Genomic DNA, 23,771 nt, shown 5'->3' on the forward strand with positions numbered 1-23,771 from the left:
TCGGGCCTGGTCACCAGGCATGTTACGGACGGCCTTTGTGATGAAAGTTCTGGTCACCGGCGCTGCCGGCTTCATAGGCTATCATGTCGCCAGGCGGCTCCTGGAGCGCGGTGACGAGGTTGTCGGCATCGACAGCATTAATGATTACTACGACCCTGAGATCAAGCAGGCGCGGCTGCGGCTCCTGGCCGAGGCGAGCCGCGGCACCAATGCAGGCTATCATTTCATCCACGGCAATCTCGCCGACCATAGCGTGGTCGATGGCTGCTTTGCCGACCACGCCTTCGACCGGGTGATCCATCTCGCCGCCCAGGCAGGCGTCCGCTACAGCCTGGAAAACCCGCGCGCCTATGTCGAGAGCAACATCGTTGCTTTCACCAACATGCTCGAGGCCTGCCGCAGCAGCCGTGTCGGGCACCTGACCTATGCCAGCACCTCCAGTGTCTATGGCGCCAACACCGACATGCCGTTTTCCGAGCATCGCCCGGCCGACCATCCCTTGCAGTTCTACGCCGCCACCAAGCGCGCCAACGAACTGATGGCGCACAGCTACAGCCATCTGTTCGGCCTGCCCACCACGGGGCTGCGTTTCTTCACCGTGTACGGTCCCTGGGGGCGACCTGATATGGCTCTGTTCCTGTTCACCAGGAACATCCTGGCCGGCGAGCCGATCAAGCTGTTCAACAACGGCAACCACACGCGCGACTTCACCTATGTCGATGACATCGCCGAGGGCGTGATACGCGCCAGCGACAGTCCTGCCGCGGCTAACCCGGCCTGGGACTCCGGCCATCCGGATCCGGCGACCAGCAGCGCGCCCTGGCGCATCTTCAACATCGGCAACAGCAACCCGGTGAAACTGACCGCCTATGTCGAGGCGCTGGAAAATGCGCTCGGCCGCAAGGCCATCATCGAGCTCCTGCCGCTGCAGGCCGGCGACGTGCCCGACACCTTCGCCGATACTTCGGCGCTGCAAGCGGCGGTCGGCTACCGCCCCCGCACCTCCGTCACGGAGGGGGTAGGGCGGTTCGTCGAGTGGTACCAGGGTTATTTTGGGCGGGCGTGATGAACGCGCTCTTGGCCGCGTAGAGGCCGGCCTTCGGTCGAAAAGGACCAGGGACCAAAAAAATGTGCTAGTCTCCCAAGTCATCAGATGGTGGGGATTGCCATGTTGGAAACGGACAAGCTGTTCGCGGGCTCGATTCCGGAAAACTACGACCGTTACATGGTGCCCTTGATTTTCGAGCCGTTCGCCGTGGATATCGCGCAACGAGCCGCGGCGCTGTCGCCAGGCGCGGTCCTGGAAATCGCCGCGGGCACCGGGGTCGTCACCCGCGCATTGGCACCAAGACTGGCGCCGGACGCAAGCTATGTCGTGACCGACCTGAACCAGCCGATGCTCGACTACGCCGCTTCGCGGCAGACACCCGACAGCCGCATCGAATGGCGTCAGGCGGATGCGATGGCGCTGCCGTTCGAGGATGCGGCGTTCGATCTCGTCTGTTGTCAGTTCGGTGCGATGTTCTTTCCAAACCGCACCTCCGCCTACCGCGAAGCCAGGCGGGTCCTGAAGCCGGGAGGACGGTTCTTGTTCAACGTATGGGATCGCATCGAGGAGAATGTGTTCGCCGATGACGTGACCAATGCGCTGGCGAGGATTTTCCCAGACGATCCGCCGCGCTTCCTGGCACGCACGCCGCACGGCTACCACGACAAGGTGCTGATCCGCCGCGACCTGGAGGACGCGGGTTTCTCCGATGTCACGATCGAGACGAGAGCCGAACAAAGCCGCGCATCCTCGCCGCGCCTTCCGGCCGTCGCTTATTGCCAAGGCACCGTTCTTCGCAGCGAAATCGAGGCCAGGGACGCTGGAAAACTGGACGCCGCGACCGACTACGCGGCATCAGCCATTGCAGACAGACATGGCAACGGCGAAGTTGCCGCCAAAATCCAGGCATATGTGATCATGGCTGTGGCCTAGGTGTTGATATGCCCCAAGCCCGTCCTCGATAAAGCCGAAAGTGCGATCGGTGATCACGGCCTCGGCCTTGCCAGGATGGGATCAGACCGGTTCGGCCGAAGCGGGAGGCGCCCGTTGATGGACGGTATTCAACATGGTCGACGCATTTGTCGTGTGCCGCATTGACAAGCCAATGCATGAAACCTAAGCACAGGCACTCAGGGCCGGGGGGCTTTGGCATGTCAAGGAGAGCTTTTTGAAAGGAATTATCCTTGCTGGAGGCAGTGGAACACGTCTTTATCCACTAACATTAGCAGTCTCTAAGCAAATTCTTCCCATTTACGACAAGCCGATGATCTATTATCCGCTGAGCGTGTTGATGCTCGCGGGAATACGAGAGATTCTGATCATTTCGACGCCTCGTGATCTGCCCGCTTTCCGTGGTTTACTCGGCGACGGATCGGATTTTGGGCTGGCACTGTCCTACGCCGAGCAGCCGCAGCCCAATGGCCTCGCGGAAGCCTTCATCATCGGCCGCGATTTCATCGGCAAGGACAGCGTGTCGATGATCCTGGGCGACAACATCTATTTTGGCGACGGGCTGTCGCAGCTTTGCCGCGCCGCGGCATCGCGCCAGAGGGGCGCTTCGGTGTTCGCCTACCATGTCGAGGATCCCGAGCGCTATGGCGTGGTGTCTTTCGACAAAGCGACCGGAACCGCGCTGACGATCGAGGAAAAGCCACAAACACCGAAGTCCAACTGGGCCGTCACGGGTCTCTATTTCTACGACAATGATGTCGTCGACATCGCCCCGACCATCCGCCCTTCGCCGCGTGGCGAGATCGAGATCACGGCGGTCAACAACGTCTATCTCGAGCGCGGCCAGCTCCATGTTCATCGGCTGGGACGCGGCTATGCCTGGCTCGACACCGGCACCCATGACAGCCTGCACGAAGCCTCTTCCTTCGTTCGCACGATCGAACATCGCCAGGGCATCAAGGTCGCCTGCCCGGAGGAAATCGCCTTCGAACAGGGTTGGCTGACGGCGGACATGGTGCTGGAGCGCGCGGCCCGCCTGGGCAAGAACGAATACGCCGCCTATCTGCGCCGGCGCGTCGTCGATCTTTCGGAGGGCTAGAGATGCTGGAGGTGAGATCCCTGGGCATCGATGGGGTGCTTGAAATCGTTCCGAAACGCCATGGCGACGCACGCGGGTTCTTTATGGAAACCTACAATGCCGAGCGCTTTTCGCAGGCCGGCATTGATTTGACTTTCGTGCAGGACAATCACTCGTATTCCGCTGCCCCGGGCGTCTTGCGCGGGCTTCACTATCAGCTTGCGCCGCGCGCCCAGGACAAGCTGCTGCGCGTTATCCGTGGCAGTGTTCTCGACGTCGCGGTCGACATCCGCCGCGCCTCGAAAACCTTCGGAAAATGGGTCGCCCTCGAAGTGTCGGCCGAAAAAGGCAACCAGATACTGGTGCCAAAGGGCTTCGCGCATGGCTTTGTCACACTCGTGCCCGACACCGAGGTGCTGTACAAGGTGACCGACACCTATTCGCCCGAGCATGACCGGTCGATCCGTTTCGACGATCCTGCCATCGGCATAGAATGGCCGTCGCTGGCCGGCGGGTTCCAGCTTTCCGACAAGGACCTCAAGGCGCCTATGTTGGCCGCGGCCGAGGTGTTCGCCTGATGGAGCGTGTTGTGCATAAGGACAGCGGGATGAATTTTCTGGTGACGGGCGGTGCCGGCTTCATCGGTTCGGCGGTATGCCGGCATCTGTGCGCCAATCCGGCCTACCGGGTGACCAACCTCGACAAACTGACCTATGCGGGCAATCTGGCCTCGCTGCGGCCGATTGAGAATGTCCACAATTACCGCTTCGCCCAGGCCGATATCTGTGACGAAAGGGCGGTGCTCGACATACTGCGCCGCGACGATATCGACATCGTCATGAACCTCGCCGCCGAGAGCCATGTCGACCGCTCGATCGATGGACCGGGCGCCTTCATCGAGACCAACATCGTCGGCACCTACAAGATGCTCAATGCCGCGCTCGAATACTGGCGTGGCCTGCCCGACGACAGGAAGGCCCGCTTCCGCTTCCATCACGTCTCCACCGACGAGGTGTTCGGCGATCTGCCCTTCGACGGCGGCATGTTCGTCGAGGAGACGCCCTACGCGCCGTCCTCGCCCTATTCCGCCTCGAAGGCGGCTTCGGACCATCTGGTGCGCGCCTGGCACGAGACCTACGGCCTGCCGGTCGTACTCTCCAACTGTTCGAACAATTACGGGCCCTATCATTTCCCCGAGAAGCTGATTCCGCTCGTCATCCTCAACGCGCTCGACGAAAGGCCGCTGCCGGTCTACGGCGCCGGCGCCAATGTGCGCGACTGGCTGTTCGTCGAGGATCACGCGCGTGCCCTGGAACTGGTCGCCACGAAAGGCCATCCGGGCGAGAGCTACAATGTCGGCGGCAATTCGGAACGCACCAACCTCGCCGTCGTCGAGACGATCTGCGACCTGCTCGACACCAGGCGCCCGCGCGCCGGCGGCAGGCGCTATCGCGAGCTGATCTCCTTCGTCACCGACCGTCCCGGCCACGACCGCCGCTACGCCATCGATGCTTCCAAGATAAGCCGCGAGCTCGGCTGGACGCCCAAGGAGAATTTCGACAGCGGCCTTGCCAGGACCGTGGACTGGTTCCTCGACAACAAATGGTGGTGGGGGCCGATCCGCGAACAGCGTTATGCCGGCGAAAGGCTGGGCGAAGCACGCAAGGTGGGCGCGTGAGGCTCCTCGTCACCGGACGCGACGGCCAGGTCGCGGCGAGCCTGCTCGAGGCCGGCCAGGCGCGCGCGGGCGTGGAGGTCGTCGCCCTCGGTCGCCCGGAGCTCGACCTGGCAAGACCCGACACCGTCATCGACGTCATCGCGGTTGCGAAGCCCGATATCGTCGTGTCGGCCGCCGCCTATACCGCCGTCGATCAGGCCGAGGACGAGCCCGATCTGGCCTTTGCGGTGAACGCGACCGGTGCCGGCAAGGTGGCCGAGGCTGCCGAGCGGCTCGGCGTTCCCGTCATCCATCTTTCGACCGACTATGTCTTCGACGGAACCAAGGCCGATGCCTATGTCGAAACCGACCCGACGGCGCCGCTCGGTGTCTACGGAACCTCCAAGCTCGCCGGCGAGCAGGCGGTGGCGGCCGTCGGCCCGCGCCACCTGATCCTGCGCACCGCGTGGGTCTACAGCCCGTTCGGAAAGAATTTCGTGAAAACCATGCTGAGGCTCGCCGCCGACCGCGACGAGATTTCGGTGGTGGCCGATCAATGGGGAAATCCCACATCGGCGCTTGATATCGCCGACGCGATCCTGCATGCGGCCGCCATGCTGCACCGCGACAAGGACTTCGCCGCGTTCGGCACCTATCATCTGGCCGGCACCGGCGAGACCAACTGGAGTGGCTTTGCCCGTCATATCCTGGACACAAGCCTGAAGTCTGGTGGTTCTTGGGCGCGGGTAGGGGATATCACTACGATGGACTACCCAACCAAGGCGCGCCGCCCTGCCAACTCCCGGCTATCAAGCGCGAAATTCGCGGATGTGTTCGGATGGAACGCGCCGGACTGGCGGCAGTCGACGGAGAAGGTGGTGCGCCGGCTTTCTTGACACGGACACCGCGAAAGACCCACGGGATCTCAGCTTGTCACCGCCGCCTCCCAAGCGTGGTCCAGCACCTTTTGGCAAACCCGCTCAACGATAACGCCGACGGGGCCGTCCTCATCGCTCTCAGCGGCCGCGTCAATCGCCATGATGTCGATCCAAGAAGAGCATTCTTTTCTGATTCGATCGTCGCGATTTTCACGCTGAGAGCGCGCTCGGTTTCTCTCATCTTGACATCAGCTTCCTGAAGCTTCCGACTCACATCTTGCTGCAATTCCTGTTGAGCTTGGCCAGCCTGCGCCAAAAGTTCCGTGTAGGCCAGGCGAGTTTGCTCCAGAATTTCTTCGTGGGTTAGGCGAGCCTGCTTTAACTCTTCTTCGAGGTTATGGACTTCGGCGGCCAAGCGCTCCCGTTCATGAAGGTGTTGCAAGCCAGCCTGATGTTCCAGATGCAGCAAGGATGCCAGCCTGGTGTTCTGAGAATCAGCTGCCCAACGAGTTCCTAGGAGATCGAAACGTTGGCGAAGCTGATCACTGTCGCGTTCCGAAAGATTGCATAGAGTCAGAATGGCTTGAGGGGACGCCGAGCCAACACATAAAACTCCAAGGCCGTGGCTATGTAAGAATTCGAAGCTGGGATATTCGCTTTTAAGTTCTGCCCAGAGACGATGCACGCCGAATCCTTCTCCGAATTCATTAGTGTCATGGAACAAGACGACCGCTTGGTCTGACAATTTGTCTCGCCATGTCTCGAAATCATGTTTCACCGCTTCATAGGAATGAAAACCATCAATATGGAGAATATCTATTGACTTGTCGGAAAACTGGCTACGAGCTTCGTCAAATGTTGTCCGCAAAAGACTGGAAAAGCTTCCGAAGAGTGGGGTGTGATAGGCGCTTAGTTTCTGGAATACGCTATCATCGTAGAAGCCTGCCTGTTCATCTCCTTGCCAAGTATCGACTGCGTAGCACCGAGTCGCCAGCTGCATTCGCGCTACCGCGGAGCAAAATGCGGAATACGAAACGCCCTCGTGTGTTCCGAGCTCGACCAAGACGCGTGGCTCCGCTGCTCCGACGACCCAGTGGGCGAAGGGTATGTGCCCAAACCACGCGCTTGTTCTATCCAGCAAATCCGTGGGCCAAAAGACCGGATCCAGTTCGCTACTTAGAAGTGTCCGAAAAAAATCATCCGTTTCCGAAGGGGAAACCTGTACTGCAATATGATCTCTCAAAAATGCTACTCCTTACCTGCCAACCAACTCACATCTCGTCCGCAACCGATGCCTCGAAACAATGCTATGGGCGGTATATGGCGAGGGTATGAGGCGTTAGAGGGCTGCGAGAATCCGGAATTCTAGCGGCGAACGGGCTAGCAGTCGATCGCCTCAACAATTCCATGGACGCCGCCGATTTGTGGTGTTTGGAACGCATGTCAAACCTATTCGGGCGGCTCGCATGCCAAGTGGTCAAATTGGCGTCTGGTTAGAGAACCGTTGTGGTGCATCTTTTTTGCGAGCGCGGACGCGGGGGCACTGACGCTTTAAGCCAGCCCAACTGGAACTGAGCCCCTCTGCGTCTATTCAAATGAGATCGACGATGGTAACGAACAGCCAGATCAATAACCGGGTATGCTGAATGTCTAAAACATGTGTAGTGACTGGCGGAGCCGGTTTCATTGGCTGTGCGCTCTCCACCAAATTGGCGAATCGTTTCGGTCGCGTAATCGTCGTGGACATCTTGCACCCGCAGATTCACGCTGAGCGAAAGCGTCCCGCCGAACTTGATCCGCGCGTTGAACTCGTGATTGCGGATGTGACCGAGGCTTCCACCTGGACGCAGGCGTTGGAAACCACCCGGCCCGAAGTTGTGGTGCATCTTGCGGCTGAAACGGGCACCGGACAGTCACTCACAGAGGGCTCTCGCCACGCGATAGCGAACGTCCTTGGCACAACCCGCATGTTGGACGCTTTCGCCACGGCATCGCATGTTCCTGAGCGCTTTGTCCTGGCGTCAAGCCGCGCCGTCTACGGAGAAGGGGCATGGCGTTCAAGGGGGACCGGCCAAGTAACCTATCCGGGCCAGAGATCGAAGCAGCAGCTCGAGCGCGCGGAGTGGGATTTTCCCGGCCTTGAACCTCTGCCAATGGATGCGGAAAAAACGATACCGAATCCGACCAGTATCTACGGGGCGACCAAACTAACCCAGGAACAGATATTGCGGGCCTGGGCCCTGTCATTCGGAACGGCCGTCAACGTGCTTCGTCTTCAAAACGTATATGGCCCCGGCCAGTCCTTGACGAATAGCTACACGGGAATTGTGTCGTTGTTCATCAGGATGGCCAAGGAAGGCAAGAGCATCCCGATCTATGAAGATGGCGATATCGGCAGGGATTTTGTGTTCATTGACGACGTTGCCTCGGCGATTGACAAGGCCACGACAACGAATCTGTCGCAATCGCTCGCCTATGATGTCGGCACGGGCTCCAAGACCACGGTCCTGGATCTGGCGAAAATCGTGGCGAAGAGGTATGGGGCGCCCGAGCCGCACGTCAACGGCATGTTCCGCAACGGTGATGTACGCTGTGCCGTCGCCGACATTGACAGGACGGTGCGCGAACTGGAATGGCGGCCTTTGAAAAGCGTGGACGAGGGGATCGGCCAGCTTTCCGAGTGGATTGATTCACGACTTGGCTAAGCTCAACTTATCGCGCCGAAAAGCTGCGCTGTTTCACCTAAAAGCGCGTAGCGCATTACAATGAAGCGCTTGGCCATCGCATTCCACTATGATGAAAACGGCAAGGTCGAAGACTATTATCTTCATCTGCTGGAGTCACTAAAGCCGTTCGTCGAACACATGATTGTCGTGTCCAACGGCTTCTTGGATGAGGAATCCGCGGATCGCCTGTCGCAGATTGTCGACAGACTAATTGTTCGGGAGAACAGGGGATTCGACGTCTGGGCTTATAAGGCCGGCCTGACCGATATCGGCTGGGAGCGGCTTGCCGACTTTGATGAAGTGCTCCTCTTCAATCATACATTCTATGGTCCGATTTTTCCATTTTCCGAGATGTTTTCGCGAATGGACAGTGAGGCGTGTGACTTTTGGGGCATATCGGCTCACCGTGCGATGCGTCCACACCCTTTCAACTCGATGAAATCGGAATTGCCATTTCATCTCAACTCGCACTTTATCGCGGTCCGGAAGCCTCTTCATCAGTCGGAAGCTTTCAAGCTGTATTGGCAGCAGATGAGCCGGATCGACTCTTATATGGATTCGATTAAGAAGCACGAAACCGTCTTCACCAAGCATTTTGAGGATATAGGATATAGATCTTCGGTCTATGTTGACCCGGATAAATACAAGACTAGCTATCCTGTTTTGATGGAGGTTGATAAAACCATTGAGAACAGGAGTCCTATTTTAAAGAGAAGGCTTTTTTTCCAGGACACGCTATTTTTGGACAGGGAAGCGATAAATCTGCCAAGGGCTCTGTATCTGATCGAGAAAAATTCGGAATACGATCTTTCATTGGTATGGAGAAGTATCGGAAAAGTCGCAAAACCGAGAACGCTCAACAGCAATTCTGCCCTCATGTCAGTACTCTCTGATGAGGTCGCAGAGGTAAATATGGCGGAAAAGCCGTTTCGCATCGCTGTTATAGCGCATATATTTTATCCCGAAATGGCGGGGGAGATGCTGGCCTATGTGGAGAATATTCCCGCTGGATATGACCTGATCGTCACGACCGACACCGATGAAAAAAAGGCGAGGATAGAAGTCTCGATGGCCGGGGCACGCGGTGCCAACCGTGTGATCATACATGTCGTTGATTCAAATGACGGCCGAGATACGTCAGCGTTGCTGATTTCTTGCCGAGATTATGTCTTAAATGGAGAATATGATCTTGTTTGCCGTGTGCATTCTAAGAAATCTCCCCAAGATGGGGCCATGGGTGACCAATTCAAGCTGCATATGCTCGATAATTTGCTTTACTCGAAAGCCTATGTCGAAAACATAATCAGGTTGTTCGCGGAAAATTCCGCCATTGGACTTGTCATGCCGCCGATAGTCCATATTGGCTATCCCACGATGGGAAACTCCTGGTTCGGAAACAAGGATAATGTCGCACTGCTCGCCGAAGAGCTGGGGCTGAAAATACACCTTGATGACGACATGCCGGTGGCGCCTTACGGTGGAATGTACTGGTTCAGGCCGCTGGCATTAAGGAAGTTATTCGCGCACGAGTGGAAATGGAGCGACTTCGCTGGAGCGCGTCATAAGGACGGCAGCTTGCCTTATGCGATTGAACGGATCGTGGCATATGTGGCGCTTGATGCCGGCTACGTGTTCCGCCATGTCCTGACGCCCAGCCATGCGGCTCGAAATTATACCATGCTGGAAGCAAAATTGTCGGCCTTCTATTCCGGTCAGTCGCCAAACTTTGGCGTGAAATCAGCGTTCAGGGTCCTGGTTCTAGCCCTTAAGCGATCGACAACACGTAGATCGCCCTTTCTCTTTCGTATCCTTAGGCCGCCTTACCGAGCAATAATAGCAGTTGGAAATCGTCTGGCTAGGAAAGCGTAGGAGCCGCCTTCGCAAGTGCGGTCCTCGCTCCCGCTGGAGAGAGCCTTGTCTCGCACGATTCGAGGCAGGGTGTCCTCTATGCCGGCCCCATATGAGTCACCTAATCGCGTTCGCGCAGAGCAATTGACCTTTGCGCTAATTTCACTTATTTCAGATATGAGAGGTGATCACATGGGAACCGCGCATCTGAATTTTGAAAGTTTTGACGGCGGGCTTCGCCGGGCAGCGGAGGATGCATTGGGTTCGTTGCGGGAGTTGGGCCGAGCGAGGAAGCGCGTCCCGGTGACCCTCGATCCGCAGATCGCTTCAGTGCTTGCCAGGTTTCTTAATACAGCCCTGGAACGAGGAGGGGTTGCTTACGGGCCGCTTGGAACGGAACTGTCTCCCAGCCAGGCGGGCAAGATCCTTGGCCTGTCGCGGCCGCTTGTCGTCCGCCGGATGGAAGACGGACGGCTGCCGTTCCATTACGTCGGCACGCACAGGCGTTGTACGCTCGGGGATGTTCTTAGCCTGAAGGCCAAGGAAGACGAACAGAATCGGTTGATGACCGAGATTTACCAGGACTTCGAGGAGATCGGGGACATTGACGCAGAACCGTCGCCTTGAAGACATGCCGACGGTTCTGGCGGACGCCAACGTCCTCTTTTCCCAAGAGCAGCGAAACATCTTGATGACGTTGGCCATCGAGGGCCTTTTCCGCCTGCGCTGGACTGAGAAGATCGAGGACGAGTGGGTTCGCAACCGCGGTCAGCGCCTGCTGAAGGCAGGAAAGGATGCAACTGCCCCGCAGCGCACTGCCGAGAAGATGCGGAAGGCGATACCTGACTTCGAGCTTGGCGATTGGCAGCGCTTTGTCGACGACACTGGCGCCACCCATCCTGGGGATCGCCACGTGGCTGCTGCGGCGATGGCGTGTGCGCCGTCACACCTGCTCACATGGAATCTGAGGGATTTCGACGCGGGACATCTGAAAGGCCATAGGGTCACTGTCTGGAGCCCGGATGACTTTCTGTGCGAGGTCTATGACGAAAACCCGGTCATCACCTACGAAGCATCCCGCAGGGCCCATGGTTTTGCCAGGTCCGTTGCCGGGCGGATTCCAACGTGGCCTGAGTATCTTGAGAGGCTGGCCGGGTCCGGCCTTCCGCAGTTCGCTGCGCGACTAGAAGGCCATGATCGAGACGACACCCTGGATGATCTGCCAGAGGTTCTTTCCGAAGACGAAACGCCGAGTGGCGACGTGTCGGAAGGCCCCTAGCATTGCCCTGAATTTGGCCCAGCTTCATTCCGCCGCCAACGCGATGGCCGGCCCTTGCGCGGAAGGCAATACCAGTATCGTCCGCGCATGCGTAATCGTCGCGGAAAGTCTCCACGAACTTCTCGATCGACGGTGGGTTGTCGTTCTTCCACCGGGTCGGAAACAGCGCCTCGCCCATGTCGACGCCAATAGGGCAGACAAGGCGCCAGCAACAATCGCAAGATATGGTTACCACCTGAGCGAACGGGATAAGCGGTCGTAAACGCCGATCCACTCGGGCAAGCCAAAGATCGGCTGTGGCACCATCGCGGCGTGAACCTACCACAACCCACAATGCGGCGAGGCCGCGCAACGAATCCAGATACCGAACTCGTTTCGTTTTTCCGCTGGCAATCTGCATATTGTTCCAATGGCCGGTCTTGCGGCGGATATTCGTTGATATTTGACTTACTCCTCTCTACCCATGTCGCAGGCGTCAGTCAGTAGTCAGGTTTCCACCGTCTTACACTCGTATTCCGCCCCGTGACTTCGTCCACTCTCGACTTGGAGGCTTCAGTTTCCGCTTTATGGATAAGGCAGCCGGTCTGCAATGTAGCCATATACCTACCGCTCCCTCGGCATTGTTGACAGAGCTGCCCAAAGGTTGACACAGAGTGCCGAGCCCGTTCATTTGCACCGTGAACTCCATTGGGCGACCAGGGTGCCACCAGGCTGTTGTTCCGTATGGACGGGTGTCTCGCAACTGGAGATGTTCGCTAGGCGACCGAGAAAATGCACCACATCGACCAATCTGCGCATCGTCCTCTCATTGTAACATCCGGGCCCGATAAATGATAAAGCGACTAGCCATAGCCTTTTTTTACGATGAAGAAGGGATCGTTGATGACTACTTTCTGCATCTGATCAAATCTCTGAAACCATTCGTAAGTAAGACGGTTTTTGTGTCGAACGGCTCTTTGGCTCGCGATTCCGAAATGGCCGTGAGGCCATTGGTCGAAGAGGTAGTAATTCGAGACAACAGCGGATTTGATGTCTGGGCTTATAAGACAGGGATTGAGTCGGTCGGATACGAAAATCTTGGCGAGTATGATGAACTTCTGCTCTACAACCATACGTTTTATGGACCCATCTATCCGTTCTCGGAGATGTTCGAAGAGATGGAGAAAAGGAAGTCCCTCGATTTCTGGGGGATCACGATTCACAAGGAGATGACTCCGAATCCTTTTACGGGACAAGGCCATCTCCCTCGGCACATCAATTCCCATTTCATAGCCATTCGGAAGCCGATGCTTACCTCTTTGGCATTTCGCCGGTACTGGGAGACAATGCCCGAGATAGGGAGCTATAATGAATCGGTTCTGAAGCACGAGAGTCGGTTCAGTGATCATTTTTCGAAGCTGAAATATAAATACGAAGCGTATCAGAATCCAGATGACTACGGTTCGGATTACCCGTGCTTTATTAATATTGAGGAAACCATTAAGAATAGGATACCAATACTAAAAAGGCGATTATTTTTCCACGAGTCTCTGTTTCATGAGGCTCATGCGATAAACCTTCCAAAGGCTATCGATATCATACGCGAAACGTCAGATTACGACTTAGGTCTTGTTTGGAGGAACATTGCTCGTGGCGCGTCACCGAGGATATTGAATACCAATGCAGCATTGATGTCTGTGCTGCCCGATCAGGTACTTGAGAATAACACCCCGAATGATTTACGAATTGCGGTGTGCGCTCACGTCTTTTACGTAGAGCTTTTGGATGAGTTGCTGTCATACTCCAGGAATATAGGAAATAAATACGATTTCATCGCGACAACAGATACTAGCAAGAAGAAGAGGTTAATCGAGGCTCGTCTTAAGAAGGAGGTAGGTATAGGTAATTCGATTGTTCGTGTCGTGAGCGAAAACCGTGGACGCGACATGGCGGCACTCTTCATTTCTTGCAAGGATATCTTCCAGAAAGACAACTACGATCTCGTTTGCAGGATTCACACAAAGAAGTCGCCGCAGGTCTCTGCCGCGCAAGGGTTGCTGTTCAAGAACCATTTGTTGGAAAATCTTCTGAACAGCCCGGGCTATGTTGCGAACGTCATAGACTTATTTCGAAAGAATCCGGTTATCGGAATTGCCATCGCACCTATTATCCATATTTCATTCATGACGATGGGATATTCGTGGTTCTCCAATAAAGAGCCGGTGAAGGACCTGCTTAGAAAGATCGACGTCAAAGTGCCTCTCGATGAGGATACGCCCTTGGCTCCATACGGGTCGATGTTTTGGTTTCGGCCCAAGGCACTGCAGAAGCTGTTCGACAGGAATTGGAAGCTCAGCGATTTTCCAACCGAGGGGAATTATAGGGACGGCGATCTACCGCATGCCTTGGAGCGGGCTATTGTCTATGTCGCGCAGGATGCGGGATACCTCGCTCATCAGATCATGTCCCCAAGACAGGCTGCCTTCAACTACACAATGCTTGAATATAAGTTGCAAAAGATGCTGACACATTCTCCGGTGTACAGCTTTTTCGCACTCATTGAGAAAATGCGCATTTGGAAGGCGAATGGCCATCCCATTATGATCGAAGCCAACGGCAACCCTGTTCTAGCTCCTGTGGTTGAGGTTAACGGCAACTCTCTTGTCGGCGCGCGTCAGCCGCTCCTTAAGGAATCTATCGTGACGACGATCGGGGCTGCCAAGAGGTCTTTGCACGCCAGGGCTCCCTCCGTATTCTATGTCTTACGGCCATTCTATCGGATCGGCAGGAACCTTATGTCTCTTGTGAGATGACCGCTGAGGCCTGCATGGCGTATGAATTTCTCAAGCGCCAGCACCTTAGGAGTCAATCAATGCTTCCTGGACGGGACTTTCACGACCGGATGTAGCGACTCCACTCGCCCACTGCGAAGCGTAAGCTTTTTTGTGCATACGCTGTTGATCAGATTCTCATCGTGGCTGGCCAGGACAATGATACCTGCTTTTTCTGCCAATTCGTCCATGCGCCGTTTGGCTTTCTGTTGGAACGCCGCATCGCCGGCGCCGATCCACTCGTCCATCAGCAGAATCTCAGGATCAAGCGCTGTCGCCGCTGCGAAGGCGAGACGCGCGGCCATGCCCTGGCTGTAGGCCTTGAACGGGACATCGATGAAATCACCGAGTTCGCTGAAATCGATTATTTCTTCCATCTTCTCTTCGATCTCGGCCTTCGTCCAGCCGCTGATCAATCCCCTCAGCACGATGTTCCTGCGCCCGGTGGCCTCGGGTCGGAAACCTATACTGATGTTGAACAGCGCATCGACCTTGCCGGCGATGGACATCGTGCCGCCCGTTGGCTGGTAGATTCCGTATAGAACCTTGAGCAGGGTGGTCTTACCGGCGCCATTCGGGCCGACAAGCCCTAACCGGTCGCCCGCCTTGAGCTCGAAGCTGACACCGTCGAGCGCCTGCACGACCTGTTTGGTGCCCGCCTTTGCTATGTTGCCGCCAAGAGCGCTGCGACGCCGGCCAGGCGCCGAAAGCGTCAGCTTTTCAAACAGCCGATAGACGAGGCTGACATTGTTCAGTTTGATGGAGGTCATGAGGCTCAGATCAGGAAAACGACGTGCTTGCGGTAACGGCCCAGCAGCAGCAACGCAATAGCCCAGGCGCCGATACAGATGTAACCTGTCACCGCCAGAGCATGCGTCGGAAATATGCCCGCTGTGATCGGTTCACGCACGCCCTCAAGGAAATAGGTGAACGGATTCCAATGATAGGCATACTTTTGGATGCCTTCTTGCCCGCTATAGACCCAAAAGACCGGCGTCAAGAACATGCCAACCCGCATCATGTTGCCGACGATGAACTCACTGTCGGGGAAAAAGGCGCCCAAGAACGCGAAGACCATGACAAATGCAGGAGTTGCCAGGACGATAAGCAGCAGACCCAGCAACGACAGCAGCCAGTTCGTGTCGATGCCGTAACCGCTCAACAACAGAATAAGAACGCATCCCGCCAGCGAATAACCGGCCCGGATGACGCTTTGCATCGTCAATCGCATCACGTACACGAACAACGGCAGTGTCGTGCCTTGAATGAAGCTCGCCTCGCGCTGGAAGAGCGACACGCTCACGGTGATTGTTTCACTGAGATAGAACCATACCAGCATGCCGATGGCTACGTAGGCTATGTAGCTGGGGTTGCTCGCGTCCTTGGTGACGAAAACAAAGACAAACGTGCCGACGAAAGCGAAATAGTTGACCAGCATCCAAAGCGGGCCGAGTGTCGTGCGTCTGTGCTGGTCGCCAATGTCTTCATGGGCAAGCGCCACCCAGACCCGGTGTAATTTCATGGCTTTTGAGATGTCGTCAAAAGCCCCGTTTAGTGCAGCGATCATAGCTGGGAGTATCGCAATCTGTTGTTTCGGCGCATTGTCCTTCGCTGGCCATAGCGAACCACCAAGCCCCTGTCTAATAGCCGTTTCGATGGACATATGGCAACGCATTGCGTCCTAGCGAGGTCTGGAGCAGAGTCAACTGCGGCAAAACTGGACACACATGCTGATGACGTGCTGTTTATAAGCAATGGCTAATGGGGACTTCGCGGCAATTTTCCACGAATCGGGCTTCATGCTTCCCTTCCCCCTCATTCTTCCAAAAAAACATCTGGCTATGCCTCGTCCCCCGCAGTATGCGATACAGCCGGCGAGGGCCGGGGATGCTACTTGGAAGTGTGACGGTCACGAATGATTTCTCGTGTTCACACTTTGCTGGTAGTCATGCCGACAGTCTGGAGTTTAGTACTGCCTAATGAATACTTCCCTGGAAGCTGTGTTCGGACTCAGGCCCGGGATGCGGCGCGCCTTCATCATGGTCCAGGACGTGGCCATGGTCCTGGTCGCGGTCGCGCTCAGTCTCGTCCTGTCGCGGTCGGATCTTTCGTTCGGCGCGCTCTCCACGGAGGGTCTATTCACCTGGGCCGGCATCGTGCTCATCAGCCATCTGCTGTTCAGATATTGCGGCCTCTACACCACGGTCTGGCGCTTCGCCTCGACGCCTGATTTCTTCAACATCCTGAAGAGTTGCGCGATCCTGACCTTCGTGCTCTACGCCGTTTCGCTGGTCGTACGTTTCTTCCAGCCGGTCGCGGGCCTCAACGAGCGCCAGTTCATCGTCTTCCTGCTCGTCTCCTTCACCATCATCTCGGCGCCCCGGCTGTTCTACCGCTTCCTGCGTGACGGCGCGAGCTGGGGTATTTTGAACCGTAAAGCCGACACGGCGCGGACCAAGCAGGCCCTGTTCGTCGGGCGGCTCGGCGAGGCCGACCTGATCATTCGTTTCACGCGTACGGCGCAGCCCGCCGAGCATTCCATCGTCGGCATCATGGCGACCGAGCGTGGCGCGCCGCTGGGCACGCGCATTCAAGGGGTTCCCGTGGTGGCCACCCGGCCGCGCCTGATCGATGTCCTGGAGGACTATGCGACCGGCAGCAAGAGCCTCGATCTGCTGATTTTCGGCAGCGGCGCCGAACACGAGATCGAGGAATATTCCGAGCTGGTCCGCGTCGCGCGTCACGGCGACATCGGGGTCGTGCAGTTCGCTGGGCTTTCGCAGGTGGGCCAGGAGGGAAAGCTCGTTCTCGATGCCGTCGAGATGGAGACGATCCTGCGCCGCCCGACTGTGCCGTCCGACATCGAGCGCATCGGCGCCTTCGTCGGCGGCAAGCGCGTCCTGGTCACGGGAGGCGCCGGCTCCATCGGGCGAACGCTGGTCAAGCGGTCGCTGGAGCTTGGAGCCGAGGCCGTGCTGGTCGCCGACAATTCCGAATTCGGCATCTTCCAGCTGAGCCAGTATGTCGACGAGAAGGACCATGACCGCCTCAAGGTCCGCATCGTCGATGTCGCGGACAGGCGCCAGATGACGCGCGTCGTCACGGAGTTCAAACCCGACATCCTCTTCCATGCCGCCGCGCTGAAGCACGTTCCGCTTCTGGAGGAGAACTGGGAATCGGCCATCCAGACCAACGTTTTCGGCACGCTTGTCTGCGCCGAGGTCGCCGCCAAATGCGGCGTGGCGCAATTCGTCATGGTCTCGAGCGACAAGGCCGTCGATCCGACGTCCGTGCTCGGCATGACCAAGCGGGCCGCCGAACAGATCGTCAGCGCCCTGCATGAAACGCCGGCCGGCGAACCGGGCGGCCGCCGCGCCGCCACTAAGTTCATCGCGGTGCGCTTCGGCAACGTCTTCGGCAGCAATGGCTCGGTGGCGACCATATTCCAGGCGCAGATCGAGGCCGGTGGGCCGGTCACCATAACCGACCGCCGCATGACGCGCTATTTCATGACTGTCGCCGAGGCCGTCGATCTCGTCATCATGTCGGCGGCCGATGCCGCGTCGCGGCCGGCCGACCAGGACTACGCCGTCTACATGCTCGACATGGGCAAGCCCGTGCCGATCGTCGAAGTGGCCGAAACGATGATCCGCATGGCGGGCAAAAGCCCCTATACGGATATACCGATCCGCTTCACCGGCATCCGGCCGGGCGAAAAGCTCCACGAGACCCTTCACGGCGAAGACGAGGTATTGGTCGAGCTCAGCATTGCCAAGATTTTTGGCCTGAGCACCGATGTGGCGCAGTGGTCGGATGTCCAGGCAGCACTTGCGGCATTGCAGCAATCCATGAAGAGCCAGGACAAGGCCGCCTCGCTCACCATCCTGGCCGATCTCGACCGCGCGACGAAGACAAGGGCGAACGCGCGGCAGGACGCGGTCCCGAAGACGGCCGGGCAGGCGAGCTAAAGCAATTCCAGGAAAACTGCGTAGCGGTTTTCCGTCCGGAATTGCGCAAGGCAAGAGATGAGCAACTCCGGGAAAAGTGCGTAGCGGTTTTCCTCGCGCAGCAAGGCGTTTGACATCAGTGGGTAAGACAGATCTGCGCATTGCCGTCCTGATGGCCACGAAGGACGGCGCCGCCTTCATCGACGAGCAAATGCAGTCGCTGCTCGACCAGTCCCATCCTCTGGTCGACCTCTGGATATCCGACGACGGCTCCGTCGATGGCACGGTTGCCATCGTCGAAACCTGGAAGCCCCGCTGGGCAAAAGGTCGGATAAATTTGGTGGAAGGGCCGCGGCAAGGCTTTGCCGCCAATTTCCGGTCGATGATCCTCGACCCGCGCATTGACGCGGATTGTTACGCCTTCAGCGATCAGGACGATGTCTGGGAGCCCGACAGGCTTGAAAGCGCCCTTGGCTGGATGCGGACATTTGACGTGGCGCAACCGCTGATGTTCTGCTCGCGAACCGCGACCATGACCGAAACCGGAAGCCTGGTCGGCCATTCGCCGCTGTTTAGCCGTCCGCCGGCCTTCCGCAACGCGCTGGTGCAAAGCATTGCCGGCGGCAACACCATCCTGCTCAACCGCGCCGCCCGCGATCTGTTGGCCAAGGCCTCCGCCCGCACCGGTTTCGTCAGCCATGATTGGTGGGCCTATCTGATCGTCACCGGTGCCGGCGGCGTCGTCCGCTACGATCCGCGACCATTGGTGCGCTACCGCCAGCATGCGGCAAACCTGGTCGGCGCCAATGCATCGTGGCAGGCGCGGATCTCGCGGGTCGGCCGCCTCTTCAAGGGCCAGTTCGCGGACTGGACCGATCTCAATCTCGCCGGCCTTGCCGTCAATCGCGACCTCCTTACGACGGATGCGCTGGCATGCCTCGATTTGTTCGCGAACGGTCGGCAAGGTAGCCTTTTCCAACGCCTGGGCGCCCTGCACAAAAGCGGCGTCTATCGACAGACTATTGCCGGGACCCTTGGGCTCTATCTCGCCTTTATCCTGGGTCGCATCTGAATATTGCGGACCGCGTGGCGGCGCTTGGTCAGGAAGGCGACCTCATGCTACGCCGACCGGATTGACCGGTTTCGCTCGCGGTTGCCGCGTGAAACCCTGGCAGGGAGCCCATCGGCCACTCATGACGACAGCCAAGAAAATCTTCGATCTCGCCGGTGCGGCTGTGCTGCTGGTGGCAACCTCTCCCATTCTGTTTCTTGCCATTCTTGCCGTCCGTGCATCGTCGCCTGGTCCGGTGATTTTTTCCCAAACGCGGGTTGGCCGCGAAGGTGTGCTTTTTCGCTGCCATAAATTGAGGACGATGTACCAGGGAACGCCATCCTTGCCCTCGCATGAAACCCCCGTGAGCGCCGTGACATCGGTTGGAAAGGGCTTGCGGAAATTCAAGCTCGACGAGTTGCCGCAGCTCTGGAATGTTCTGCGCGGCGAAATGAGCCTGGTCGGGCCGCGTCCCTGCCTGCCGACCCAAACAGAACTGATCGAATGCCGCAAGCGGCTGGGGGTTTTGCAGGCTCTCCCCGGAATGACAGGCTTGGCCCAGATCAGGGGCATCGACATGTCGAACCCGCAACTTCTGGCCGAAATCGATGCCAGCTATCTCAGGACCGCGTCGTTCTGGCTCGACCTTCGGATCTTGTTCGGAACGCTCTATCGCGGCTGAGCGCGCCGTGCTCCAGAAGCAAAAAACCAGTCCTTGGACCAGTGGTCAAACGGGAAGTCGGGACTTTCGGAGCCGCGCTATCTCGGTCAGCCTTTCCAGTGTGCTGGATTCCGGCGCCCAGCCTTGCGAGGCAAGCAGGGAAGGGTCGCATATCTGTGTCGCCGTCAGGCTGTCCCAGAACGGCCGCTTGCCAAGCAGTATGGCGGCTGCCCGCATCGGTCCGGCCGGCATTGGCACCAGGCGCGTCGGCCTCCCGAAACCGCGGCTAAAGGCACCGATGATGGCAGCGACGGAAACCGGCGGCACGTCGCTGGCGGTATAGACCGGATGAAGCGGCTGCGAATGGCAAAGCAGATGCCACACCGCCCGTGCCGCCGATTGCGATGACAGCAGCGAGCGGTTTGCCGTCAACGCGCCTGTCGGGATCGGCAGAGCCGTATCGGCGAGCCGCATCAGCGTCGCCAGGTTTCCTTTCATGCCGATCCCGTAGACTGGAGGCAGCCGCAATATGGCGGCGTCGGCACGGCCATGGGAGGCATAGGCGTCCAGCACCGCGATTTCTGCTTCGCGCTTCGAGCGCCCGTAGGCGTCTTGCGGTTCGGGGACCGTGTTTTCGTCGATCGTTGCGCTGGCACGCGCGCCGATCACGGCCCGGATCGAGGAAAGATGGATGAACCGTCCGCTTGCCTGGGTGGCGGCGGCATGTGCCAGACGTGCGCTCAATTGCGCATTGGCTGCCCGAAAATCGGCTTCGGTAGCATTGCCCTGGTCATTGTTCAGACCCGCGCAATGGACGATATCCGTAACATCCCTGGTCAGCGCCAGGAAAGCCGCGGCCGGCGCATCGAAACCCGGCATCGGCATGGCGTCGGACCCCGCATCAAGTCTCTCCGGCCGGCGGGAGGCGAGGCGAAGCCCGACACCGGCCTCACGAAGCCGGTGGACCACCTGGCGGCCGATGAAGCCCGTCGCGCCGGTAACCAGGACTTTCATTGTCTTGCCCGGACCGGCTATCGAGCGGCTGGCCGGGGTGCCAGGCCCTCTACTGATGGAACGGCTTGGCTGTTTGCTGGTGAAACCGTCCGTGCTTCCACCAACGCGGCCTGGCGCCCACATGCGAGATATGTTCCCGACACCAGGAAGACCATAAAGACCGAGTCCAGAATGTCATGGCCGATCAGGATGCCTGTCATTCCCGCGGTCAGATAGGTGATCACGACGGCGACAATCATGGTGGCGCCGAACCGCTCGATCGGATCGGCGCTGTCGCGAAGGACCCGGGCGGCATTTCTGGCGGCAACCACAAAGATCGCCGCCAGCGTCACCGCACCCAGGATTCCCGCTTGCACCAAGGCGGTCAGGAAGCCGTTATGGAAATGACTGAAACCTTCGTCCATCCCGAACTGGTCCTGAAAGCCCTGCTTGATCAAGACGTGAGTGGCCCCCACCCCATGTCCGAAAACTGGCATCTCCCGAAATGCCTTCAGGCCGATATCCCAAAGCGCGACGCGCGATCCCAGAGCAGTCGTGTGGTCACCATGGGCCGCCAGCGCATCCCAGTCGGAGTGCAGAAAGGCGACACGCCCCGCTATCGTCTGGAACCCGAGAAACGCGATTGTGACTGCGATCGCGGCCAGCAGCAAAAGCACGCGAACGGCATTTCTCCCTCTCAGCCTCTGCTGGTTGATCAGCAGAACGGCGATACCGGCAATCAGCAGCGCCAGCCAGACGATGCGCGTTCCGGAGTAGATAATGGCGACCGTTCCGCCGAGTGCAGCGCAGATGAGGGCGGTCCTGTACCTCTCTATACCGGACAGGGCAGCAGCCACGCAGGTCACCACTGCAAGGCAGAGGACCTCAGCGAAAACGATCGCATTTCCGGCCCCGCCCTCGGCGCGTATGCCAAGCCGATACTGCTGATAGACCGCCAGCAGCAGCGCCCCGAAACAGGCAGCCATGCTGGCCAGCACAATGATGCGGACGAGCGTTGCCTTTTGCGTAATGCTCCAGGTCGAATAGGAGATGGGAAAAAACAGAAAGGTGATGAGCGGGATAAGATGCCGCGCGTCCTTGACGATCACGTGGTTGACGAGGGACGCCAGGACATTGCTTGCGCAATAGGCATAGATCGCGATCGTCAGCGGCATCATCGCGCGGTCGACATTGAAGCGTCTTCTCTTCAAGGCGATCAACAGGACGGACCACAAGCCGCCGCCATTGAACACGAAGCTAACCACCGATCCCAGGACCGGGGGAGAAAAGAAGCAGAGAATGGAGAAGTAGATATTGATCCGCGAAGGCGTGAATTGCTGCCTAATGGATGAAAGCCGGTTCAATTCTCGGACCTGCTATTCCAGAGAGATTTTATGCGCCACATCTTCGAAAATGCTCGCCTCGAAACTGCCAGTGCTTCATCACGCACTTGCCCACTCTCGAAAAGCGTATAGCGGCTGGGTCGCTGTTTCGATAGTGCGTCCGGATCGATTGCCGCCGAAATCCCGCATTCGGGGCCGGTTGACCCCTGCGGCGCCGCCGCGGCGCTCTCACAGGCAATATTTTTCCTGCCTTTCCCAGCTGGAGGCCCTTCAAGCAGAAATTTCCGGATTTTGCCACAAGCATGGAAAATTCATTCCCGAACCGACTGCTGCCGGGCTCGTCCTGCATTGTTCTGGGCCGCGACGATCTGCTAGAACGTCCGAACGAAACACTTTGTCCAGAAGCGAAGCTTGAAGCGGGCGCAAAAAGGCTCGATGATTTGACGCAGGAACTTCTGTCGCAAGGCACGAGAGAACGCTCACGGTCCATGATATCAGCGCTTACGCATCTGCAGCGGCTTGAAGCCGAGTCCATCCACATATTCCGCGAGGTCGCGGCCGCTTTCACCAAGCCGGTTATGCTCTATTCCGTCGGCAAGGATTCGTCGGTGCTGATGCATCTGGCGATGAAGGCGTTCTATCCGGCCAAGCCGCCATTCCCCTTTCTTCACGTCGACACCACCTGGAAATTTCGCGAGATGATCGCATTTCGCGATCAGATGGCGCAGAAGCTGGGGTTCGACCTTCTGGTTCATGTCAACGAAGACGGCGTGCGCGACAACATCAATCCGTTCGATCACGGTTCGAACACCCACACCCATGTGATGAAGACCGTGGCGTTGCGCCAGGCGCTCGACAAATACGGCTTCGATGCCGCCTTTGGTGGCGCCCGCCGCGACGAGGAAAAGTCGCGCGCCAAGGAGCGCATCTTCTCTTTCCGCAATGCCCAGCATGTGTGGGATCCGAAGAACCAGCGGCCCGAAATGTGGAAGATCTTCAACACTCGCATCGCGCAGGGTGAATCGATCCGCGTCTTCCCCTTGTCGAACTGGACCGAGCTCGACATCTGGCAGTACATTCTGCAGGAAAACATCCCGATCGTGCCGCTCTATTTCGCCAAGCAGCGGCCGGTTGTCGAACGCGATGGCATGTTGATCCTCAAGGATGATGATCGCATGAAGCTGCTGCCCGGCGAGGTCGTGGAGGACAGGTTGGTGCGGTTCCGCACGCTTGGTTGCTATCCGCTGACCGGCGCCATCGAATCCGACGCCGACACACTCGAGGCCATCGTCGGCGAGATGCTGACGGCACGCACATCCGAACGGCAGGGTCGCCTGATCGACCGCGATGAAGCCGGTTCGATGGAAAAGAAGAAGCGCGAGGGGTATTTCTGACCATGCGCCACATCATGGCGAAGAGCCTCGCTCCCACGGATGGCGTCCGCGATTATCTGGCCGCGCAGGAGAAGAAGTCGCTGCTGCGCTTCCTGACCTGCGGTTCG

20 protein-coding genes are annotated in these 23,771 nt (G+C 58.1%); 15 read left to right on the forward strand and 5 right to left on the reverse strand.

All coding sequences use genetic code 11. From position 1 onward, the window contains the following. Positions 1 to 40: 40 nt before the first annotated feature. The 6 genes from O7A60_RS27700 to rfbD all read left to right on the forward strand — a co-directional run bounded on the left by O7A60_RS27700 (position 41) and on the right by rfbD (position 5,630). Positions 41 to 1,066 (forward strand): NAD-dependent epimerase, encoded by a 1,026-nt coding sequence (locus O7A60_RS27700; RefSeq protein ID WP_337108918.1) that lies wholly within the window; start codon positions 41 to 43, stop codon positions 1,064 to 1,066. 102 nt (positions 1,067 to 1,168) lie between these two features. Then, the gene (locus O7A60_RS27705; protein WP_337108903.1) at positions 1,169 to 1,981 is read left to right on the forward strand and encodes a class I SAM-dependent methyltransferase; all 813 of its coding nucleotides are present in this window, start codon (positions 1,169 to 1,171) and stop codon (positions 1,979 to 1,981) included. Between the two features lie 235 nt (positions 1,982 to 2,216). Continuing rightward, complete coding sequence (gene rfbA, locus O7A60_RS27710; protein WP_140717955.1) at positions 2,217 to 3,098, forward strand: glucose-1-phosphate thymidylyltransferase RfbA; 882 nt, start codon at positions 2,217 to 2,219, stop codon at positions 3,096 to 3,098. Between the two features lie 2 nt (positions 3,099 to 3,100). Next, complete coding sequence (gene rfbC, locus O7A60_RS27715) at positions 3,101 to 3,655, forward strand: dTDP-4-dehydrorhamnose 3,5-epimerase (RefSeq protein WP_337108904.1); 555 nt, start codon at positions 3,101 to 3,103, stop codon at positions 3,653 to 3,655. Between the two features lie 29 nt (positions 3,656 to 3,684). Further along, positions 3,685 to 4,755, forward strand: coding sequence for a dTDP-glucose 4,6-dehydratase (rfbB, locus tag O7A60_RS27720; RefSeq protein WP_337108905.1), 1,071 nt, complete (start codon positions 3,685 to 3,687; stop codon positions 4,753 to 4,755). Beyond that, positions 4,752 to 5,630 carry a dTDP-4-dehydrorhamnose reductase gene (rfbD, locus tag O7A60_RS27725; protein WP_337108906.1) on the forward strand — a complete coding sequence of 293 codons (879 nt, stop codon included), beginning with the start codon at positions 4,752 to 4,754 and terminating at the stop codon, positions 5,628 to 5,630. The genes rfbB and rfbD overlap by 4 nt, the downstream gene beginning before the upstream one ends. A 37-nt stretch (positions 5,631 to 5,667) precedes the next feature. Here the strand turns inward: rfbD and O7A60_RS27730 are convergent, their stop codons facing one another. After that, positions 5,668 to 6,855: a class I SAM-dependent methyltransferase gene (locus O7A60_RS27730; RefSeq protein WP_337108907.1), complete on the reverse strand. Its 1,188-nt coding sequence runs from the start codon at positions 6,853 to 6,855 to the stop codon at positions 5,668 to 5,670. Between the two features lie 403 nt (positions 6,856 to 7,258). Here O7A60_RS27730 and O7A60_RS27735 point away from each other — a divergent pair, with 403 nt between their 5' ends. The 5 genes from O7A60_RS27735 (at position 7,259) to O7A60_RS27755 (ending at position 14,257) form a co-directional block, all read left to right on the forward strand. After that, on the forward strand, positions 7,259 to 8,317 hold the full coding sequence (locus tag O7A60_RS27735) for an NAD-dependent epimerase/dehydratase family protein (RefSeq protein WP_337108908.1): 1,059 nt from the start codon (positions 7,259 to 7,261) through the stop codon (positions 8,315 to 8,317). Between the two features lie 60 nt (positions 8,318 to 8,377). Beyond that, positions 8,378 to 10,207 carry a rhamnan synthesis F family protein gene (locus tag O7A60_RS27740; RefSeq protein ID WP_337108909.1) on the forward strand — a complete coding sequence of 610 codons (1,830 nt, stop codon included), beginning with the start codon at positions 8,378 to 8,380 and terminating at the stop codon, positions 10,205 to 10,207. 171 nt (positions 10,208 to 10,378) lie between these two features. Then, on the forward strand, positions 10,379 to 10,813 hold the full coding sequence (locus O7A60_RS27745) for a MerR family transcriptional regulator (RefSeq protein WP_337108910.1): 435 nt from the start codon (positions 10,379 to 10,381) through the stop codon (positions 10,811 to 10,813). Next, positions 10,791 to 11,465 carry a hypothetical protein gene (locus O7A60_RS27750; RefSeq protein WP_337108911.1) on the forward strand — a complete coding sequence of 225 codons (675 nt, stop codon included), beginning with the start codon at positions 10,791 to 10,793 and terminating at the stop codon, positions 11,463 to 11,465. The genes O7A60_RS27745 and O7A60_RS27750 overlap by 23 nt, the downstream gene beginning before the upstream one ends. A gap of 830 nt (positions 11,466 to 12,295) precedes the next feature. Next, complete coding sequence (locus tag O7A60_RS27755) at positions 12,296 to 14,257, forward strand: rhamnan synthesis F family protein (protein ID WP_337108912.1); 1,962 nt, start codon at positions 12,296 to 12,298, stop codon at positions 14,255 to 14,257. Between the two features lie 56 nt (positions 14,258 to 14,313). On the opposite strand, the gene O7A60_RS27760 is transcribed toward O7A60_RS27755, so the two are convergent. Next, positions 14,314 to 15,045, reverse strand: a complete 732-nt coding sequence (locus O7A60_RS27760) for an ABC transporter ATP-binding protein (protein ID WP_337108913.1) — start codon at positions 15,043 to 15,045, stop codon at positions 14,314 to 14,316. Positions 15,046 to 15,050: 5 nt separating this feature from the next. Then, complete coding sequence (locus O7A60_RS27765) at positions 15,051 to 15,938, reverse strand: ABC transporter permease (RefSeq protein WP_245262344.1); 888 nt, start codon at positions 15,936 to 15,938, stop codon at positions 15,051 to 15,053. Positions 15,939 to 16,254: 316 nt separating this feature from the next. Here O7A60_RS27765 and O7A60_RS27770 point away from each other — a divergent pair, with 316 nt between their 5' ends. The 3 genes from O7A60_RS27770 (at position 16,255) to O7A60_RS27780 (ending at position 19,955) form a co-directional block, all read left to right on the forward strand. Beyond that, on the forward strand, positions 16,255 to 18,243 hold the full coding sequence (locus O7A60_RS27770; protein WP_337108914.1) for a UDP-N-acetylglucosamine 4,6-dehydratase: 1,989 nt from the start codon (positions 16,255 to 16,257) through the stop codon (positions 18,241 to 18,243). Positions 18,244 to 18,361: 118 nt separating this feature from the next. After that, positions 18,362 to 19,294 carry a glycosyltransferase family 2 protein gene (locus tag O7A60_RS27775; protein WP_337108915.1) on the forward strand — a complete coding sequence of 311 codons (933 nt, stop codon included), beginning with the start codon at positions 18,362 to 18,364 and terminating at the stop codon, positions 19,292 to 19,294. Between the two features lie 121 nt (positions 19,295 to 19,415). Further along, the gene (locus O7A60_RS27780; RefSeq protein WP_337108919.1) at positions 19,416 to 19,955 is read left to right on the forward strand and encodes a sugar transferase; all 540 of its coding nucleotides are present in this window, start codon (positions 19,416 to 19,418) and stop codon (positions 19,953 to 19,955) included. A gap of 45 nt (positions 19,956 to 20,000) precedes the next feature. Here O7A60_RS27780 and O7A60_RS27785 read toward each other — a convergent pair whose 3' ends face one another. Continuing rightward, complete coding sequence (locus tag O7A60_RS27785) at positions 20,001 to 20,948, reverse strand: NAD-dependent epimerase/dehydratase family protein (RefSeq protein ID WP_337108916.1); 948 nt, start codon at positions 20,946 to 20,948, stop codon at positions 20,001 to 20,003. Positions 20,949 to 20,965: 17 nt separating this feature from the next. After that, positions 20,966 to 22,291, reverse strand: coding sequence for an O-antigen ligase family protein (locus O7A60_RS27790; RefSeq protein ID WP_337108917.1), 1,326 nt, complete (start codon positions 22,289 to 22,291; stop codon positions 20,966 to 20,968). Positions 22,292 to 22,758: 467 nt separating this feature from the next. On the opposite strand from O7A60_RS27790, the gene cysD reads away from it, so the two are divergent. After that, positions 22,759 to 23,664: a sulfate adenylyltransferase subunit CysD gene (cysD, locus tag O7A60_RS27795; protein WP_027145902.1), complete on the forward strand. Its 906-nt coding sequence runs from the start codon at positions 22,759 to 22,761 to the stop codon at positions 23,662 to 23,664. The last annotated feature ends 107 nt before the right edge of the window (positions 23,665 to 23,771 follow it).

It is taken from the genome of Mesorhizobium salmacidum (SeqCode), assembly GCF_037179605.1.
GTDB lineage: Bacteria > Pseudomonadota > Alphaproteobacteria > Rhizobiales > Rhizobiaceae > Mesorhizobium > Mesorhizobium salmacidum.

Bases quoted from the DNA above. Each gene is read 5' to 3' on its own strand.
- O7A60_RS27705 (WP_337108903.1), top strand. From the start codon at position 1,169: ATGTTGGAAACGGACAAGCTGTTCGCGGGCTCGATTCCGGAAAACTAC.
- O7A60_RS27765 (WP_245262344.1), bottom strand. From the start codon at position 15,938: ATGTCCATCGAAACGGCTATTAGACAGGGGCTTGGTGGTTCGCTATGG.
- rfbB (WP_337108905.1), top strand. From the start codon at position 3,685: ATGAATTTTCTGGTGACGGGCGGTGCCGGCTTCATCGGTTCGGCGGTA.
- O7A60_RS27785 (WP_337108916.1), bottom strand. From the start codon at position 20,948: ATGAAAGTCCTGGTTACCGGCGCGACGGGCTTCATCGGCCGCCAGGTG.
- rfbC (WP_337108904.1), top strand. From the start codon at position 3,101: ATGCTGGAGGTGAGATCCCTGGGCATCGATGGGGTGCTTGAAATCGTT.
- O7A60_RS27735 (WP_337108908.1), top strand. From the start codon at position 7,259: ATGTCTAAAACATGTGTAGTGACTGGCGGAGCCGGTTTCATTGGCTGT.
- O7A60_RS27770 (WP_337108914.1), top strand. From the start codon at position 16,255: ATGAATACTTCCCTGGAAGCTGTGTTCGGACTCAGGCCCGGGATGCGG.
- cysD (WP_027145902.1), top strand. From the start codon at position 22,759: ATGATATCAGCGCTTACGCATCTGCAGCGGCTTGAAGCCGAGTCCATC.
- O7A60_RS27740 (WP_337108909.1), top strand. From the start codon at position 8,378: ATGAAGCGCTTGGCCATCGCATTCCACTATGATGAAAACGGCAAGGTC.
- O7A60_RS27745 (WP_337108910.1), top strand. From the start codon at position 10,379: ATGGGAACCGCGCATCTGAATTTTGAAAGTTTTGACGGCGGGCTTCGC.
- O7A60_RS27760 (WP_337108913.1), bottom strand. From the start codon at position 15,045: ATGACCTCCATCAAACTGAACAATGTCAGCCTCGTCTATCGGCTGTTT.
- O7A60_RS27780 (WP_337108919.1), top strand. From the start codon at position 19,416: ATGACGACAGCCAAGAAAATCTTCGATCTCGCCGGTGCGGCTGTGCTG.
- O7A60_RS27700 (WP_337108918.1), top strand. From the start codon at position 41: ATGAAAGTTCTGGTCACCGGCGCTGCCGGCTTCATAGGCTATCATGTC.
- O7A60_RS27755 (WP_337108912.1), top strand. From the start codon at position 12,296: ATGATAAAGCGACTAGCCATAGCCTTTTTTTACGATGAAGAAGGGATC.